At 68.9% G+C, this 15,939-nt stretch carries 14 protein-coding genes and 1 tRNA gene; 6 read left to right on the forward strand and 9 right to left on the reverse strand.

Annotated features, from left to right (window positions below):
* A complete protein-coding gene (locus ACUKCB_RS22545; protein WP_473037586.1) occupies positions 1-1,251 on the reverse strand; it encodes a methionine adenosyltransferase in 1,251 nt (416 codons plus the stop codon).
* A 275-nt stretch (positions 1,252-1,526) separates the two neighbouring features.
* Between ACUKCB_RS22545 and ACUKCB_RS22550 the strand changes: the two genes are divergently transcribed.
* The 3 genes from ACUKCB_RS22550 to ACUKCB_RS22560 all read left to right on the forward strand — a co-directional run bounded on the left by ACUKCB_RS22550 (position 1,527) and on the right by ACUKCB_RS22560 (position 5,336).
* On the forward strand, positions 1,527-2,867 hold the full coding sequence (locus ACUKCB_RS22550) for a transcriptional regulator (RefSeq protein ID WP_473037587.1): 1,341 nt from the start codon (positions 1,527-1,529) through the stop codon (positions 2,865-2,867).
* A gap of 45 nt (positions 2,868-2,912) precedes the next feature.
* Entirely contained in the window at positions 2,913-3,449 is a 537-nt protein-coding gene (locus tag ACUKCB_RS22555; RefSeq protein WP_473037588.1) for an NUDIX hydrolase, read from the forward strand.
* A 480-nt stretch (positions 3,450-3,929) separates the two neighbouring features.
* Positions 3,930-5,336, forward strand: a complete 1,407-nt coding sequence (locus ACUKCB_RS22560; RefSeq protein WP_473037589.1) for a tyrosine-type recombinase/integrase — start codon at positions 3,930-3,932, stop codon at positions 5,334-5,336.
* 81 nt (positions 5,337-5,417) lie between these two features.
* On the opposite strand, the gene ACUKCB_RS22565 is transcribed toward ACUKCB_RS22560, so the two are convergent.
* The 4 genes from ACUKCB_RS22565 to ACUKCB_RS22580 all read right to left on the reverse strand — a co-directional run bounded on the left by ACUKCB_RS22565 (position 5,418) and on the right by ACUKCB_RS22580 (position 7,521).
* Positions 5,418-5,504 (reverse strand) — tRNA-Ser (locus ACUKCB_RS22565).
* Positions 5,505-5,598: 94 nt separating this feature from the next.
* A complete protein-coding gene (locus ACUKCB_RS22570) occupies positions 5,599-5,934 on the reverse strand; it encodes a hypothetical protein (protein WP_473037590.1) in 336 nt (111 codons plus the stop codon).
* The gene (locus ACUKCB_RS22575; protein WP_473037591.1) at positions 5,883-6,863 is read right to left on the reverse strand and encodes an ATP-binding cassette domain-containing protein; all 981 of its coding nucleotides are present in this window, start codon (positions 6,861-6,863) and stop codon (positions 5,883-5,885) included. Before ACUKCB_RS22575 ends, ACUKCB_RS22570 begins: the two co-directional genes overlap by 52 nt.
* A 130-nt stretch (positions 6,864-6,993) precedes the next feature.
* Positions 6,994-7,521: a SigE family RNA polymerase sigma factor gene (locus ACUKCB_RS22580; protein ID WP_473037592.1), complete on the reverse strand. Its 528-nt coding sequence runs from the start codon at positions 7,519-7,521 to the stop codon at positions 6,994-6,996.
* Positions 7,522-7,794: 273 nt separating this feature from the next.
* Between ACUKCB_RS22580 and ACUKCB_RS22585 the strand changes: the two genes are divergently transcribed.
* Together ACUKCB_RS22585 and ACUKCB_RS22590 are read left to right on the forward strand one after the other, a co-directional pair.
* Complete coding sequence (locus ACUKCB_RS22585; RefSeq protein WP_473041107.1) at positions 7,795-8,757, forward strand: hypothetical protein; 963 nt, start codon at positions 7,795-7,797, stop codon at positions 8,755-8,757.
* Between the two features lie 3 nt (positions 8,758-8,760).
* Positions 8,761-9,750, forward strand: a complete 990-nt coding sequence (locus ACUKCB_RS22590; RefSeq protein ID WP_473037593.1) for a MauE/DoxX family redox-associated membrane protein — start codon at positions 8,761-8,763, stop codon at positions 9,748-9,750.
* Here the strand turns inward: ACUKCB_RS22590 and ACUKCB_RS22595 are convergent.
* On the reverse strand, positions 9,725-10,444 hold the full coding sequence (locus ACUKCB_RS22595; RefSeq protein ID WP_473037594.1) for a hypothetical protein: 720 nt from the start codon (positions 10,442-10,444) through the stop codon (positions 9,725-9,727). The two genes, ACUKCB_RS22590 and ACUKCB_RS22595, sit on opposite strands and share 26 nt — an antisense overlap.
* 108 nt (positions 10,445-10,552) lie before the next feature.
* Between ACUKCB_RS22595 and hisC the strand changes: the two genes are divergently transcribed.
* Complete coding sequence (gene hisC / locus ACUKCB_RS22600; protein WP_473037595.1) at positions 10,553-11,635, forward strand: histidinol-phosphate transaminase; 1,083 nt, start codon at positions 10,553-10,555, stop codon at positions 11,633-11,635.
* A gap of 155 nt (positions 11,636-11,790) precedes the next feature.
* Here hisC and ACUKCB_RS22605 read toward each other — a convergent pair whose 3' ends face one another.
* The 3 genes from ACUKCB_RS22605 to ACUKCB_RS22615 form a co-directional block, all read right to left on the reverse strand.
* A complete protein-coding gene (locus tag ACUKCB_RS22605) occupies positions 11,791-13,056 on the reverse strand; it encodes a transcriptional regulator (protein WP_191267818.1) in 1,266 nt (421 codons plus the stop codon).
* 250 nt (positions 13,057-13,306) lie between these two features.
* Positions 13,307-14,602, reverse strand: coding sequence for a UDP-N-acetylglucosamine 1-carboxyvinyltransferase (murA, locus tag ACUKCB_RS22610; RefSeq protein WP_191268060.1), 1,296 nt, complete (start codon positions 14,600-14,602; stop codon positions 13,307-13,309).
* A gap of 374 nt (positions 14,603-14,976) precedes the next feature.
* On the reverse strand, positions 14,977-15,882 hold the full coding sequence (locus ACUKCB_RS22615; protein WP_473037596.1) for a phosphoribosylaminoimidazolesuccinocarboxamide synthase: 906 nt from the start codon (positions 15,880-15,882) through the stop codon (positions 14,977-14,979).
* Between the last annotated feature and the right edge of the window lie 57 nt (positions 15,883-15,939).

Below are 15,939 nucleotides of genomic sequence, written 5' to 3' on the forward strand. Positions count from 1 at the left end.
TCACCCCTGTAGGACCAGTGACGGGTCACGGAAACGGTCGAGCGGGGACAGAGTGAGCAGGCGCTCGGACAGGTACGGGATCTCGGTCAGGGTCGAGGCGGTCAGTTCCTCGATGGCATCGCGGTCAGGCAGACTCTCCTGGTGTGCCGTGCGGATACCGACGAACGACGGGGTGCCCAGCGGGTCGCCGTTGCGCGACACCATCACCACTTCGTTGGGGACACCGAGCTTGGTGTGGATCCGGTCAGCTAGGTGCGCGGCGGCAAGCGTGTACAGCTTGCCGGTGTGGTGCACCGGGTTCTTGCCCGCCAGTGCTTCGACTCCCGCACCACCACTGATCGAGATGACACCGTTGGCCTTGTTGCCCCGTCCGACGAGCCCGCAGTCGCCCTTACCCAGAGAGGTCCCGAAGGGCGCCAGGTAGGCGCTACGGCCGTGGTCCTTGGTGTTGATACTCAACCTTGTCAGCCACCGATGCCGTTGCACGACAGGATGCTGGTTCACGAAGTCGTCGAGCCGCTGATGGGCCTCAACGACCAGCGCCGTGTACTCCCGGTGCGAGCCCACCGCTTCGGGCCGTACCGGAAGACAGACCGTTGCCTCCAGCACATCCCCTGCCCGAACCAGCATCACCTTGACATCGGAACCAAGACCGCCGACCCCGTCTGCGAAGGAACCGCCGTTGACGTGGTTCTCCACATCGACCGCCAGGACGTCCAAGGGATCGGCGGGGGCGTAGGCGCTACAGAAGGCGGTGTCATTGGCCAGCACCCTCCCACCAGGGACACCGCACTCCTCTCCGACGCCGGGGCGGTAGAACGAGGCGGGACGGTCAGCGCCCACACCCGCGGTGTTCTCCACGAAGGTGCGCACGGAGCGGACGATGCTGTCACTGCCGGTCGCCTCGGTCAGTACGTCCTCGACCGCGGATCGAAACATCTCCATGATCGGGAGGGTCTGGTCGCCGACCGAACGCGTCACCTTGCCGAACAGGTAAGCGCTGATGGGCTTGTGGACCGTGTAGCCGCCGAAGCCGACCTCAGCCTCGGCGCCGATCAGGGCGACCTTGTCCACCCAGTGGTTGGGGACCGCTCCGAACTCGTCGAGTCCGTGGAGCGAGTATCGGCGGGAGAACTCCTCGGCGATGAGGTCGGCGAGCGAGTCGGGATGGCCGATGCCCTTGCGTTCGACCACGTTGAATCCCTGCCCCGTGGTTCCGGTTCTGTGTTCGCCGTAGAGGGCGATGCGCATGCTGACTCCTGTCCGTGTGCCGCGAGTCCGGGGGCGGTAGCCGAAACGGCCCTGATGGTGCTCAAGGCCGCGCAAGAACCAGGGGTCTTGGCGCTGAGGGCCCTCCTCAGCCTCTAACCAGAGAAAAAGGCATATGGCCTGGTCAGGCCGTCATTCAACTGGCGCCTTCCCGGTGTGCATACCAAAGATTGCCTCTGACCGCCTGGCAAAAACAGAGTGTGACCCTCAGGGATTGTGGTACTTCATTCACACAGTGTGTGAATGAAAGGGTGTCTGTGAGCGAGCCAAATTTCCTGCTGGACAGCTTCCTCGAGGAGGCGGGAATCTCGCATTCTGGACTGGCCTCCAGAATGAACCACCAGCTCGGAACCCGATATGATCACGCCTCCGTGGCACGATGGATCAGGGACCGCGCCATACCGAGAGGCCAGGCCCCCGAAGCCATCTGCATGATCCTCTCTGAACAGCTCAAACGCCAGGTCACCCGGGCGGACATAGGGATGCGAAGACCCGGACCGGCTTCCCACAGCGCGAGCGATCTCACCGGAAGCATCAGCCAAGCGACCGCGCTTTGGACGCAAGACGCCAAACGCGCTGACTTCCTCGAACCCGGAGTGCCTCTCGGCGGAGCAGACACGATCGTCCCGGTCTTCGAGTGGGAGAACTCCCCAGCCGATATCGACGTATCTCACAAGGGGAGACGAGCAGTAGGCGCCTCTGACCTAGAAATATTCAAGACGGCCCGCCATCGCTACCAGGAAATGTATCGCCGGGTCGGAGGAATTCCTGTGCGTGGCCGGATTTCCGCCTTCCTGTCACGCCAGGTGGCGCCCGCACTGCTCCATGGCACCTACAGCGACACCGTAGGGCGCCAGCTCTTCCAGACAGCAGCGAGCTTGGCCGCCCTGGCAGGGGTGTGCGCCTACGACGCCTCCCGGCAGGCGCTGGCGCAGCGGTACTTTCTCCAGGCTCTGCGGATGGCCAAGGCATCCGGAGACCGAAGCTTAGGCGGATACGTGGTCGCCCTCATGTCGAACCAGGCCATGAGTATGAGCGAATACCAGCGTGTGATCCAGTACGTCAACACAGCACTACAGGGAACGCGAGGGGGCCTGTCCCCAGCCTTGCAGGCGGACCTGTACACGATGCAGGCGCGGGCCTTCGCGCGGTTGGGCGACCGCTCGGCCTGCCATGCGCATATGGCCAAGGCAGAAACCCTGGCCGGATGCATCCGTCATGCCGAAGAGCCCGCGGAGACGAGCTATGTGCAGACGGGGCTCGTGGAAATCCAGCTCTCCGAAGCCCTACGCCAGCTCGGCGACCTCACGGCTGCTGAGGAGTACGCGCTCGAGTCAGTACGTACCGCCGATCTCGCGCACACGCGAGGGCAGGTGCATCGCTACGCGGGCCTGGCTGTCATCCGGGCCCAACGATCACGTGTTGACGAAGCGCTCCCTGCGGCATGGGAGATGCTCAGACGTGTTGGAGGCATGGAGTCCGGAAGGCTGAACGACCGGGTGAAAACCGTCCGTGACGCGCTCGGCCGGCGCAGCACCGAGCCGCAGGTGCGGGCATTCGTCGAACAGGCCGATGGCCAACTCATGCTAGGGCTGTGATTGCCTGATGCAGCAGTCCGTCAGCGACCCTCAGGGAGACCTCGCATGCGTTGGACCGTCCACTCGGAAAAACCCCTCTATACCGACCAGTGGCTCGACATCCGCCTCGCGGACGTGGAGATCACCGGAGGCCGACACCTGGCGCACCGAGTCATCCGCTCGGCTCCTGGTGCTGGAGCCGTCGTGCTCGACGGTCAGGGCAATGTCCTTCTCCTGTGGCGTCACCGCTTCATCACTGATACCTGGGGCTATGAGATCCCCATCGGTGGCATCAAAAAGGGAGAGCAGCCCAAGGACGCCGCCGCACGTGAGGTCGAGGAGGAAACCGGATGGAGGCCGGGTCCGCTGAGGCCACTGCTGTACACCCAGCCCTCCAGCGGCCTCTCGGACAGCGAACACCACATCTTCGTGGCTGACAGCGCCGAGCACGTCGGTGAACCGGAAGAGGACTGGGAAGCCGAGCGCCTGGACTGGGTCCCGATCGAGCGCATCCCTGACCTGGTGAGCAAACGCGAACTCGTCAGCGGTACGTCCATGAACGCGCTTCTCTACCTCTACGCGACAGGGGCCTCTGCGCGGTGAGCACACAGCCGGGATACTTGATGAGCTGAGAAGGCCAAGTGGGCTCTGGCCGGAACGGGACAGGCGCTGGGCCGCGTGCACCGTGTCCAGCGCCTCTGGTCTGTCACAGACGAGATCGGGCAGCCGGGGACGTGGTGTGGAGGCCGCCAGTATGGGCTGTGATGTCGTCAGATGCCCTCAAGAACTCAGGGGCGCCCTAGTGGCGGTCTTGTTCTTGACTGAGCCCCAAATGAACGTCGTGAGACGGTCTGGTCTGTCTGGACAGCTCGTACTGAAATCCAACGGTTCTAGCGGAGTCATCCCTGTTCGAAGCTCTGCGGAGCGGTGCGTGCCTGGTGCGTGCCATCCGCCTGCTCGTTGGAACTGATGTCGAGAATCTTTGCTTGCCCTTGTCACAAGCTGGGCCTGTCGTGGCTTCTTCATGGGTAGAGAGGAAAGCCCTCTCATCCCACGGGTGGGAAGTTGTTGAAGGAGCCTGCCATGCGAGGACACGTCTTCCGGCGGTGCTGGTGCAGGGAGCCTCAGACGCGCAAGCCCTATCGCAAGGGCAAGTGCCCCAAGCTCAGGGACTCCACACACGGCCGCTACTGGTTCCGCATCGATGTACCAGCCAGCCAGGGACAGTCCCGTCGACAGAGACAGCATGGACCCTTCAGGACCCGGGCCCAGGCCGACCAGGAGCTTGCCGTCACTCTGGCCAAGACGGGTGCCGTTGGATACGACTACAGCAGCACCATCACGTTCGAGAAGTACCTGAAGGAAGAGTGGTTGCCCAGCAAGGTCGCTCTGGTTGAGTCCACTCGCAAGTCGTATGAGGAATCGTGTGACCTGTACCTCATTCCGGCATGGGGTCATCTCAAGTTGAACGAGGTCACGAGGCGCCGTCTCAATCAACTCGTTGTCGAACTCGAGAAGATCAATCGGGACGAGGAAGACCCCAGCGACCTGCTCGGGCGGTTGCTCGCTGTCCGGGCCTACCGGAAACCGGTGGGAGACGCCCCTGCCCGGAGAAAATCGAACAAGCCCCTGTCAGCCGCCAGGATCAAAAGGATCATGGCCTGTGCCAGCAGCGCGCTGGGCGAGGCGGTCACCTGGGAACTGTTGGAACACAACCCTGCAGAGCACTTGACCATGCCTCGAGTGATCAGACAGCGCCCCATGGTCTGGACAGAGGACCGAGTGAGGCGTTGGAAGGAGACAGGAAAGAAGCCCTCAGCCGTCATGGTGTGGGACGCGGGCCAGGCTCGGGAGTTCCTCCGGTTCATCTCTCAAGAACGCCTCTTCGCGCTGTACCGGCTCGCGATGGCCCGCGGCCCTCGCCGGGGTGAGCTGCTTGCGCTCCAGTGGCCGGACGTGGACCTGGACAACGCCTTCGTGCTGATACATGAGGCCCGTCAGGGCGAGGACGGGACAGGCGAGCCCAAGAGCGAAGCGGGCTACCGCTACATCGACCTGGATGCCACGACGGTCGATGTGCTGCGTGAGTGGAAGAGGCGTCAAACGCGGGAACGAGCAGCCGCTGGCAAGCTGTGGAAAGAACACGACCTGGTCTTCACCACAGAGCTGGGGCTCCCTCTGGGGCCGGGAAACGTCACTGCTCAGATGACTGAGTTGGTACGCCGGGCCGGGCTGCCACCAGTGACCCTGCACGGCCTGAGGCATGAGTCCGCCAGCCTGAGTATGGCCGCTGATGTCCGGATGGAGGTCATCAGCAGGACCCTTGGACATGCGAAGCCGAGCTTCACCAGTGACTTCTACGGGTGCTTGATGCCGCACCAGGAGCGTGAGGCTGCAGAAGTGACAGCGCGCTACCTCGATGCGGAAGACGCTGGGGAGTCACGACGGAACCCGAAGGGAGCTGCCGGGAGTGCTCTCCAGGCCGACTGACGTGCGTGCCTCGTGCGTGCCGACCGTCCAAAAAGAAAGACCTGGGGCCTTCCGCAGTGCGGAAAACCCCAGGTCAGAGCGCGGAGGATCGGGGATTTGAACCCCGGAGGGGATTGCTCCCCAACCGCATTAGCAGTGCGGCGCCCTAGGCCTCTAGGCGAATCCTCCTGGCTGCGACCAGCCTACAGAGCGCAGAGGTCCTGCGCAAAACGAATGTCCGGGGCGGGAGGGCGGCAGCGTGCCCGAGCCCTCCCGCCCGAGGTCAGGGTGTGCGCGGTTTCGGCACGGTCGGGGGCCGGTAGGCGCTGGCCTGGGGCTCCCACAACTCCCGGTACAGGCCGTTTCCGGCCATCAATTCGGCGTGGTTGCCCTGGGCGGCCACCCGGCCCCCGTCCAGCACCACGATGTGGTCGGCCATCCGCACCGAGGCCAGCCGGTGGGTGATCAACACGACCGTCGCGCCGGTGCGGCGGGCGTGGGCGTGCACGGAGGTGAAGAATCCGTGCTCGGCGCGGGCGTCCATGGCGGCGGTGGGTTCGTCGGCGATCAGCAGCGGCACCTCGTCACCGCCGTCGCTCGGGCGAAGCGCTTGGGGCACTCGGCGCTGCTCATCACGGTGTTGCCGCGCGCGGTCAGCGGCCAGTGCGTGTGGTCCTGGGCGATCACGGAGATCCGTTCGCGCAGGCTCACCCCGTCCACCCCGGCCAGGTCGGTGCCGTCCCAGCGCACGCTGCCCCGCTGGGGCGTGTACAGCCCGGACAACAGCTTGGCCAGCGTGCTCTTGCCCGAACCGTTCTCCCCGACCAGCGCCACGGTCCGGCCGCGGTGGAGGGTGAGGTTCACGTCCGTCAGGGACGGGCCCTCCCCCGAGGGGTAGCCGAAGGTCACGTCCCGCAGTTCGATCCGCTCGAACCCCGCCGGGGCGGGCACCAGTCCGGGGCGCGGCAGTCGGGCGCGGGCCTGGTGCTGGAAGGCCACGAAGTCGGAGAAGTACAGGCCGGACTGGTACACCCTGGTCATCGCGTGCAGGGCGTTGCTCAGCGCGCCCTGGGCGACCCGCACGGCGACCACGGCGGCCCCGGCGACCGCGATCGGCACCACGCCCCGGGCCAGCAGCACCGCGAGCACGGCGAACACCCCGGCGGCCACCAGGCCGCCGGCGGCGGACCCGGCCAGCCTGGCGGCGGCCTGGCGGGTGGCCAGCCCCAGGTGGATGTCCAGCTCCCGGCGGGCGACGCGGTCGAACTCGGCGAGCAGCCGGCGCTCCATCGTGAACGAGCGGACCTCGGCGGCGCTGTCCCGCCCGGTCAGGAGCTGTTCGAGCATGTGCTTGCGGCGGCTCCCCTCGGTGAAGGCGAGCACCATCCGGTACCGCATCCGCGCGGACGCGGCCGCGCCCCACCACTGGGGGACCATCGCCAGCAGCAGGAGAGGGACCAGCGCCGGGTGCAGGGTGCTCAGGACCCCGGCCGCGGCGACGATGCCCACGAGGCCGGTGAGCAGGTCGGTGGTCTGCCTGACCAGCATGCCCGCCTCGTCACAGCACCGGGGGAGGATGCCGGTGACTGGTGGGCCGGGTGCCGCGCGGTGTCCGCAAAGACGGGGGCCGCCACGGCCCCGGGACACCTGGTGGCCAGGTCGGACCGGTGCCGAGCGGTCAGGTGGTGGTGCGTTCGATGATGAGGTCGGCGTCGCTGCGGAGTTTGTCCACGGCGCGGGAGAGCGTGCTCTTGACGGTGCCGATGGTGACGCCCATCCGTTCGGCGATCTGGGCTTCGGTGAGGTCGTCGTAGTAGCGCAGAACGACCGTGGCGCGCTGGCGCCGGGGGAGGCGTTCGATGGCGCGGCCCACGACGTCGGCCAGGTCGCTGCGCCAGGTGGGGTCGTCCACCCGCTGTTCGGGGATCTCGTCGGTGGGGTACACGTCCAGGTGGGTGCGGCGCCACTCGGAGATCTGGGTGTTGACCATCGCCCGGCGGACGTAGCCGTCGCGGGCGCGGGGGTTGGCGATGCGCCCCCAGGCGAGGAAGGTCTTGACCAGCGCCGCCTGCAGGAGGTCCTCGGCGTCGGCGTGGCTGTTGGTCAGGGAGCGGGCCATCCGCAGCAGGGCCGGGCCGCGTTCGGACACGTAGCGGCTGAACTCGTCGGACCTGGGGGTCCGGGTGGCTCCCGTCACGCCGATCACCGACCTCCGGCCGCGCCGGTTCCAGGCGCGTCCTCGCTGTGCACCGCGGCTCTGCGCCGCCCTTGATCCTCACTCTCACACAGCGGACGCAAACGCTCGGGAATCTGGGCGCCACGTGCCGACAAACCGGGTGGAACAGTGCAATACCCAGGGCATCTCACTGAAACGAACGGTTCCGTTTCGGCGTGTGCGCGTTCGTTCGCGGGTCCGGAGGCGACAATGGGCACCAACGGACGAGTCGGTCGACAAGGGGGCGCTCAGGACATGTCAGTGATGACGGACAGCGGACGGGATCGTCGGCGGTTCACGGCCGCCGTGCTCGGCGCCGCGGCCGCTCCCGAACCCACACCGGTCCACCACCGCGTCGCCCGCGGGGTGGTCGTCGACTCCACCGCCTACATGCTCTGCCTGGCCACGCCGAACGGGGAGGAGCGCTTCCTGCACGAGCGGGCCACGACCTTCTGGCGCGGCGGGGAGGTCCTGCCCACCGAACTGCGCCCCGGCGACGACGCGGTGGTGCTGTGCTCGCACGACGGACGCCTGGTCGCCGAACGCGTCTGGGCCCAGACCGCCCGGGCCACCGGCGTCATCGTCGAACGCGAGGGCGACAGTCTGCGTATCGACCCCGGGCACGGCCGCCCCCGCCTGACCGTGGTCCTGCCCTACCGCAGCTCCGGGCGTATCGCCGTCCGGCACCCGCGACTGGAACCCGGCTACCTGTTCGACGCCGTCGGAACCTGGCGCGACGGGGAGGTTCGGGCCGCACGCCCGGTCACCACCCAACCGCCGTACCCGCTGAACTCGACCCCGCGCCGTCCGCCCGTCCGGCGGTACTCCACGACCGTGACCGGCATCGCCACCTGGTACGACCCGGCCTGGGGGCGCTCCAGCCACCTCGACCCGAGGGCCATGGTCAACGGGGCCGCCTACCCGGCGCTCGACCCCGTCGGGCACGAGGGCCGGTGCGACCGCCGTACCTCCTGCCTGCCCCTGCCGCTGCTGTCGGCCGGGGCCTCGCTCAACCTGCGCAACGATTGCACCCGGGACACGGCCGTGGTCCCCGTCGTCGGCTGCGCGGCCGCCGACAGTTGGCTGTGCGACCTGTGCCCGGCCTGCGGCAACCAGAGCGCGGGCCGGCTCGCCTCCCTCACCATGACCTCCTTCGTCGCCCTGGGCGGGCGGCTGGAGGCCGGTTGTTTCAACGCGACCATGACCGTCGCCGAACAAGAGGGGTGACCGATGTTCCCGGAGGTTCTCGAAGCGGCCCGCGAGCTCCAGCTGCCGCTGCTCGCGGCGCTGCTCCTGCTCGGCGCGGCGGCCAAGGCCGGCCCGCGTTCGGCGGGGACGGGTGCGGCCGTCCTGCTGCCCGAACGGCTGCGCGGACCGGCCACGCTCGCCACCTGTCTGGCCGAGGCCGCCCTCGCGGTGGCGCTGCTGACCGCGACCGGCCTTCTGGGCGAGGCGGCCCGCGTCGCCACCGCACTGATGTTCGCGGTGTCGGTGGTCCTGCTGCTGGCGGCCCGCCGCCGCGATCCCGAGGCCGGGTGCGGCTGCTTCGGCGGACTGAGCCGGGCGCCGATCGGCTGGCGCACGCTCACCCGGGCCGCCCTGCTCGCGGTGGCCGCGGTCGCCACGGTCGGGCTGCCGCTCTCCGGGTGGGAGGTGGCAGCTGCGCCCGAGCCGCTTCACGGGGCGGTCCTGGGCGTGCAACTGATCGTGCTGGCACTGCTCAGCCCCGAGCTGCGTGAGGTGGCCGCCCGGGCCGCCACCCGTGAACCGTGCGCGCTGCGCGAGGTCTCCGAGCGGCGGACCAGCCGGCGCCTGCGCGGGAGCGAGGTCTGGCGGACCAACGCCAAGGTCATGATCAGGAGCGAACCCGAGGAGACGTGGCGCCACGGCTGCTGGCGGTTCCTGCGCTACGACGGGATGCGCCACGGCCGCCGCGTGGACGTGGTCTACGCGGTCCGGATCGGCGGCCCGCGCCGTACCGGGGTGCGCGCGGCCCTGGTGGACCGGGAGAGCGGCACGGTGGTCGCCACCTTCGGCGCGGTGACCACCCTCGACCTCCAGGGGCCGCCGCGCAGGCTGCCCAGCCCGCGTCGGGCGGCCAGACGGGACGAGGCCGCAGGGCGGGGCGGCGCGCGGCCGGGGACCCTCGCCGAGGAACCCCCGGGGGAGTCCGGGCGCGCTCTGCCGGACGGGGTCAGAGCATCTGGTCCTGCCGTTTGATCGCGGCCTCGCTGAAGTCCACGAGCATCTGCTCGTAGTCCTCGGCGTCGCCGGGGCCCATCACCGAGGTGGTGCCCAGCAGGCCACCGTTGCGGTACATGACGGTGTACATGTGGTTCTCGCCCCCGTCGTCGCTGACCTGGATGCTGAAGGAGCGGGACTCGTCGCCGACCGGGGGGACGTCCAGGTCGGCGACCCCGTAGTCGGAGCTGCTGCCGTCCTCGTAGGTGGCGGTGTACTCGGCACAGGTCTCGGGCGGTTCGACGGCCAGCGCCTCGGCGGCGGAGCCCTCGTCGAGCTGGACGAGGATGTGCGAGACGTTGCCCCGGTCCCACTCGTAAGCGGCCACGGAGGCGGGGGCCTCCCGCACGGCCTCCAGGTCGCTCCAGCGGTTGGCGGCGTCCGTGCACTCGGGTTTGTCCAGTTCGGTGCTGGCCCGGACCTCTTCCGAGTACTGCACTGTGACAAGCTCGGAGTAGGTCCCGGCCTCGCTGCTCTCGGGGAGCAGCGTCACGTCCTCGACGTTCAGCGGCTGGGCGTCGTGCAGTTGCGCCGCCGCCTCCGCGTTGGGGTCCTCACTCTGCTCCCCCTCCTGTCCGCCGCAGGCCGTCAGGGCGACCGCCGAGGCCAGCGCGATCGCGACGGGCAGGGCCGCGCTCGGTGTGGAGCGGGCGGGACTTTGACGCAAACGCATGGTGGTATCTCCTCGTTTGTGCAATATTTCCGTTTGGAGCGGTGGCCGTCCCGGGCCTCTCATCGCCGAGAGTGCCGCGGGGTTAGCACAAAGTATTGAGGAAGGACAATGGTGTCGGAGTCGAAATCGCCATATCTGCGGGCGGTACTGGAGTCCATCCCCGCCTACAAGCCCGGACTCAGGGTCGTCGGGCCCGACGGGCGCTCCATCAAGCTCTCCTCCAACGAGAGCCCCTACGGCCCGCTCCCGTCCGTGCGCGAGGCCGTCACCCGGGCCTCGGCGGACCTGAACCGCTACCCGGACCCGGGTGCCACCGAGCTCGTCGCCAGACTGGCCGAGCGCCTGGGCGTGCCGGAGGACCACGTCGCGCTCGGCGCGGGCTCCGTGGGCCTGCTCCAGCAGCTCCTGACGGCCGTCGGCGAGCCGGGTGTCGAGCTCGTCTACGCCTGGCGCTCCTTCGAGGCCTATCCGCTGCTCGCCGAGCTGGCCGGGGTCACCTCGGTCCGGGTGCCGCTCAAGGACGAGACCCACGACCTCGAGGCGATCCTCGCCGCGATCACCGATGACACCCGCATGGTGCTGGTGTGCAACCCGAACAACCCGACCGGTACCGCGGTCCGGGAACGGGAGCTGGTCGACTTCCTCGACCGCGTCCCCGAGCACGTGCTCGTCGTCCTCGACGAGGCCTACCGCGAGTACGTGCGCGACCCCGAGGTGCCCGACGGCCTGGACCTGTACACCGGCCGCCCCAACGTCGCGGTCCTGCGCACCTTCTCCAAGGCCTACGGCCTGGCCGCGGTGCGCCTCGGCTACCTCGTCGGCCACCCCCCGGTGGCCTCCGCTGCGCGCAAGACGGTGGTGCCCTTCGCGGTCAACCACATCGCCCAGGCCGCCGGGGTCGCCTCCCTGGAGGCCGAGGACGAGCTCCTGGAGCGCGTGGCCGCCACCGTGAAGGAGCGTGAGCGCGTCCGTGACGCCCTGGTGGCCGCCGGGTGGACCGTGCCCCCGACCGAGGCCAACTTCGTGTGGCTGCGGCTGGATGAGGACACCATGGACTTCTCCGGCGTCTGCGCCGAGGCCGGTGTCGCGGTGCGCCCGTTCGACGGCGAGGGGGTCCGGGTGAGCCTGGGGACCCCGGAGGAGAACGACGTGTTCCTCTCCGTCGCGACCGGCTACGCCAGGCGCCGCTGACCCGGGGGTCCGCGGCCGGGACGGGCACCGGCCGGAGCGTCCGCCGACACGCGGACGGGGGCGGGCCCCGGCTGAGGGTCCGCCCCCGTCGGGCGTGCCGTCGTCCCGTGCGCCCGCACCGTGCCGATGCACGGGACGGCGCGGGCGGGGCGCGGTTACTTGCCGGCCGCGTCCTTGTCCAGCTTCTCCACGATCAACCGGTAGAGCTGGCGCGGACGGCCGGGCTGGAGCGTGCGGTTCGGCGGCAGGGGCCAGGCCAGGCCCTCCTCCACCAGGGTGCGCAGCAGCCGGCGCGCGGTCCGGGAGGTGACACCGAGCATCCGTCCGGCGTTCTCCGCGTCGACGACCAGCGGGCCGTCCTCCTCGGCGATCTTCTCCGAGAGCCGGACGAGGGTCTCCCGGCCCTTGGTGCGCAAGGGCTCGGAGGACTGGCGGGCGGGCGCGCGCTGCGCCGGGACCAGCGAGCGGCCCTCCCGGTCCACCGCGAAGCTCTGTCGGGAGGCCTGGGCCCGGTTGAGCGCCGCGCGGGCGTGGGACTCCGCGTCCTGTGTGGTCCGGCCCATGCCGATGCCCACCTCGATCGCGATGCCCAGTTCCGCCTTGATCCGCTCGACGAACGGAGGCTGCCGGAACCCCTCGGTCGCCGTGACGAGGGAACCCCGCGTGGCGGTCACCATGAACGAGTGGTCGTCCAGCCGGTGCGCAGTCGCGTTGATCCGGTGGGCCTCCTGGAGCAGCAGGCGGTGCAGGGACAGCCGCAGCTCGTCACGCCAGTAGCGCGGCGTGGAGCGCCGGGAGGAGTCGCGGAGCGTGGGCACGTCCACGACGACCACCCCCAGCTGGGCCTCCTCCAGGCGGTGGTGCGCCCCCAGCAGACCGGCGGTCTGCAGGGCGCTGCGCACGCCCGCGTTGGTGGGCCGCAGCCGGATCACCGGCACCCCGATGGCCTCCAGGCGTTCGGCGACACCGCGCACGCAGGTGATCGCCATCTTGGTGGCCTTGCGCCGCCACAGGCCCTCGTGGAAGGACGTGAGCTGGGCTGTGTTGGTCAGCTCCTCGTGCACGTGGATGCCGTCCACGGGCAGGTCGACCTCGGAGTAGGCCTCCACCACGTCGGCGCGGCTGAGCACGTCCAGGCTGGCTCTGGTCGGGTCGTAACGTTCGTCCAGGGTCGCTCGGAGCAGGGCTTCGTGCAGGCTGGCCCCGCCGAGCGGCACGAAGGTCGCGGGCATGGTCAGCACGCCCGCCTTCCGCGCGAACTCGTACGGGACAGGGCTGGCGAACAGATAGGCGTCGATCGCCGAACCCAGCCTGACGACCTTGTCCGTCGCCTCTTGCTCATCTCGGTATGCGGCGGCGATGAGTCTGGCGTTGAGGGGTCCTGTGGACCCCGGACCCATGAGCATGACCCGTTCGACCACCTCATGGGGCCCTATGACGCCGATCGTCAAATCGCCAGTACGCTGGGCACTCACCTCGGGTTGCTCCCCGCTACCATTCCACGCTCTTCACTATGTGCGCCCACTGGTTTCCCGACCCGATCTCTGTCACGGCATGATTGCCGAGATCGTACCCATTGTGCGGGGCCAAAGAAGATCGTTTTCCATATCAACGCCGAAAGCCCGGGTGGGAGGAGACCCCCCACCCCGGCTTGAGCTGCGCTTACGACTCCTACGAGACGGTGACGCGCTCCACGTCACCGCCCAGCGCGGCAAGCCGCGACGCGAACTGAGCGTGACCGCGGTCAACCAGATAACCAGGCGCCACGATTGTCTCACCTTCTGCGACCAGTCCGGCGAGGACCAGGGCCGCACCGGTGCGCAGGTCGTGGGCGACCACCTCGGCGCCGCGCAGGTTCGTGGAACCGTGCACGATGGCGCGGGTGCCCTCGACCTCGATCTTGGCGCCCATCTTGTTGAGCTCGTCGGCCAGCGCGAAGCGGCCGTCGTAGATGGCCTCGTGGATGTAGCTCTCGCCGTCGGCCAGGCTGGCCAGCGCCATCAGCGGGGACTGCAGGTCCGTCGCGAAGCCCGGGAAGGGCGAGGTGACCGCGTTGATCGGCCGCAGCGGCACGGAGGGGTCCCGCTGGACGTGCAGGACGGCGCCCTCCTGGGAGAAGCCGACACCCATCTGCTCGAGTTTCCAGCGGGCCACGCCCAGGTGGTCCAGGTTGGCGCCCACAAGGCTGGCCTCGCCGCCGGTGGCGGCCACGGTCATCGCGAACACGCCGGCGTCGATGCGGTCGGACATGATGGTGTGCTCGACGGCGGTGAGCTCCTCGACGCCCTCGACGGTGATCAGGCCGGTGCCGCCACCGCTGATCTTCGCGCCCATGGCGCTGAGGAAGTCGATGACGTCGATGACCTCGGGCTCGAGGGCCGCGTGCTCGATCACGGTGGTACCGGGGGCCAGGACGGCCGCCATGAGAAGGTTCTCGGTACCGGTGTGGGACGGGGTGTCCAGGTAGAGGCGGCCGCCGCGGAGCTTGCTCGCCTCGACGTTGATGTGGTTGCGCTCGAGGTCCTCGGTGACCTCGGCGCCCAGCCGGGCGAAGCCCCGGTAGTGGAAGTCGAGGTTGCGGCTGCCGAGGTTGCAGCCGCCGACGCCCTCGATGCGGGCGTGGCCGGTGCGGTGCATCAGCGCGGGGACGAAGAGCACGGAACCGCGGAACCGGGCCGCGATGTCGGCGGGCAGGACGGCGCGCTCGGGGTCGTTGAGACCGGACGCGTCGATGACGACGGTGCGCTCCGCCTCGTGGAAGGCGACCTTGGCGCCCACGTGCTCGGCGAGTTCCAGTGCGCGGTAGACATCCTCGATGACCGGGACGTTCCGCAGCACAGTACGGCCCTTGGCCGCCAGTAGGGCGGCCCCGATCATCGGCAGGACGGCGTTCTTCGCGCCTTGGATGAACGCCGTTCCGCTGAGGGGGCGTCCGCCGCGAACGCGGTAACGAACCTCCTGGCCCATGCTCATGTGCTCCTTTGTGAGGCAGATGTGAAAAAAGGTCACCCTCGTCGGGTATCGCCTGTATGCGTTTTAGACGCGGGTTTCCCCTGGAACGTTGCGACCATCTTGCGTGTGACCTGCGCGGCCGGTGAACCGGTCGGTTCGCGAAGACTCTATAGCAACCAGCTCACGCCAACCGGTCCAGAACGTGGTATACCCGCAGATCGCGGTTGAAGTCCCGCCAAACGGCCAAAGAGGCATTACGCCGGAGGGAGAGACCAGGGATCGTACGCACGGCTGCCCGTTACTCCGGTGTTGCATACGACTCCACCACCATACGCGCTCCCACAGCCGGAACGACGTCCGCGTGCGCTGAATCACGCAGCTGACGACGGTCACAGCTCGGGTTTCCCGCCGGTCAGACGCTCATAGATCTCCGTGTAACGGGACAGAGTGCGCTCCACCACGTCGTCCGGGAGCTCCGGCGGCGGAGTGTCCGAGGCACGGTCCCACCCCGACACGGGTGAGGTCAGCCAGTCACGCAGGACCTGCTTGTCGAACGACGGCTGGGCGCGTCCCGGGCTCCACTCGTCGGCGGGCCAGTAACGGGAGGAGTCCGGGGTGAACACCTCGTCGGCGAGGACGAGTTCGCCCGACGGCCTCCGGCCGAACTCGAACTTGGTGTCGGCGAGGATGACCCCGCGCTCCCGGGCGGTGTCCCGGCCGCGCCCGTACACCCGCAGGGTGAGCTCGCGCAGCTCCGCGGCGAGCTTCTCGCCGTGCCTGGCCGCCACGACGCCGAACGAGACGTTCTCGTCGTGGTCGCCGACCTCGGCCTTGGTGGCGGGGGTGAAGACCGGCTCGGGGAGCTCTGAGCCGTCGGTGAGGCCCTCGGGGAGCGCGACGCCGCACACCGTGCGGTCCACCCGGTACTCGGACAGCCCGGAGCCCGCGAGGTAGCCGCGGGCCACGCACTCCACCGGCACCATGTCCAGCCTCTCGCAGACGAGAGTGCGGCCGGCCCAGTCCGCGGGGGCGCCCTCGGGCGGGACGTCGGAGACGACGTGGTTGGCGACCAGGTCGCCGAGGCGCTCGAACCACCACAGGGACAGCTGGGTGAGCAGGCGGCCCTTGCCGGGGATCTGGGTGGGGAGCACCCAGTCGAACGCCGAGACCCGGTCGCTGGCCACCATCACCAGTTCGCCGGAGGCCGTCGCGTACAGGTCGCGCACCTTGCCGGTGTGCAGGTGGGTCAGTCCGGGAACCTCGACGGGCTCGGGAACGGTGACGAAGCCACTCATGATGCTGCTTTCTGGGGGTTCTGCCGTGCGACCGCGGTGCGGGCGGTGCTCTGGTCC

Source organism: Nocardiopsis moroccensis (assembly GCF_055763695.1).

What these genes read in the sequence shown, in the direction of transcription:
- ACUKCB_RS22555 (WP_473037588.1), top strand. Translation starts at nt 2,913, where the DNA reads ATGCGTTGGACCGTCCACTCGGAAAAACCCCTCTATACCGACCAGTGG.
- ACUKCB_RS22590 (WP_473037593.1), top strand. Translation starts at nt 8,761, where the DNA reads ATGTTCCCGGAGGTTCTCGAAGCGGCCCGCGAGCTCCAGCTGCCGCTG.
- murA (WP_191268060.1), bottom strand. Translation starts at nt 14,602, where the DNA reads ATGGGCCAGGAGGTTCGTTACCGCGTTCGCGGCGGACGCCCCCTCAGC.
- hisC (WP_473037595.1), top strand. Translation starts at nt 10,553, where the DNA reads ATGGTGTCGGAGTCGAAATCGCCATATCTGCGGGCGGTACTGGAGTCC.
- ACUKCB_RS22575 (WP_473037591.1), bottom strand. Translation starts at nt 6,863, where the DNA reads ATGCTGGTCAGGCAGACCACCGACCTGCTCACCGGCCTCGTGGGCATC.
- ACUKCB_RS22615 (WP_473037596.1), bottom strand. Translation starts at nt 15,882, where the DNA reads ATGAGTGGCTTCGTCACCGTTCCCGAGCCCGTCGAGGTTCCCGGACTG.
- ACUKCB_RS22545 (WP_473037586.1), bottom strand. Translation starts at nt 1,251, where the DNA reads ATGCGCATCGCCCTCTACGGCGAACACAGAACCGGAACCACGGGGCAG.
- ACUKCB_RS22585 (WP_473041107.1), top strand. Translation starts at nt 7,795, where the DNA reads ATGACGGACAGCGGACGGGATCGTCGGCGGTTCACGGCCGCCGTGCTC.
- ACUKCB_RS22560 (WP_473037589.1), top strand. Translation starts at nt 3,930, where the DNA reads ATGCGAGGACACGTCTTCCGGCGGTGCTGGTGCAGGGAGCCTCAGACG.
- ACUKCB_RS22595 (WP_473037594.1), bottom strand. Translation starts at nt 10,444, where the DNA reads ATGCGTTTGCGTCAAAGTCCCGCCCGCTCCACACCGAGCGCGGCCCTG.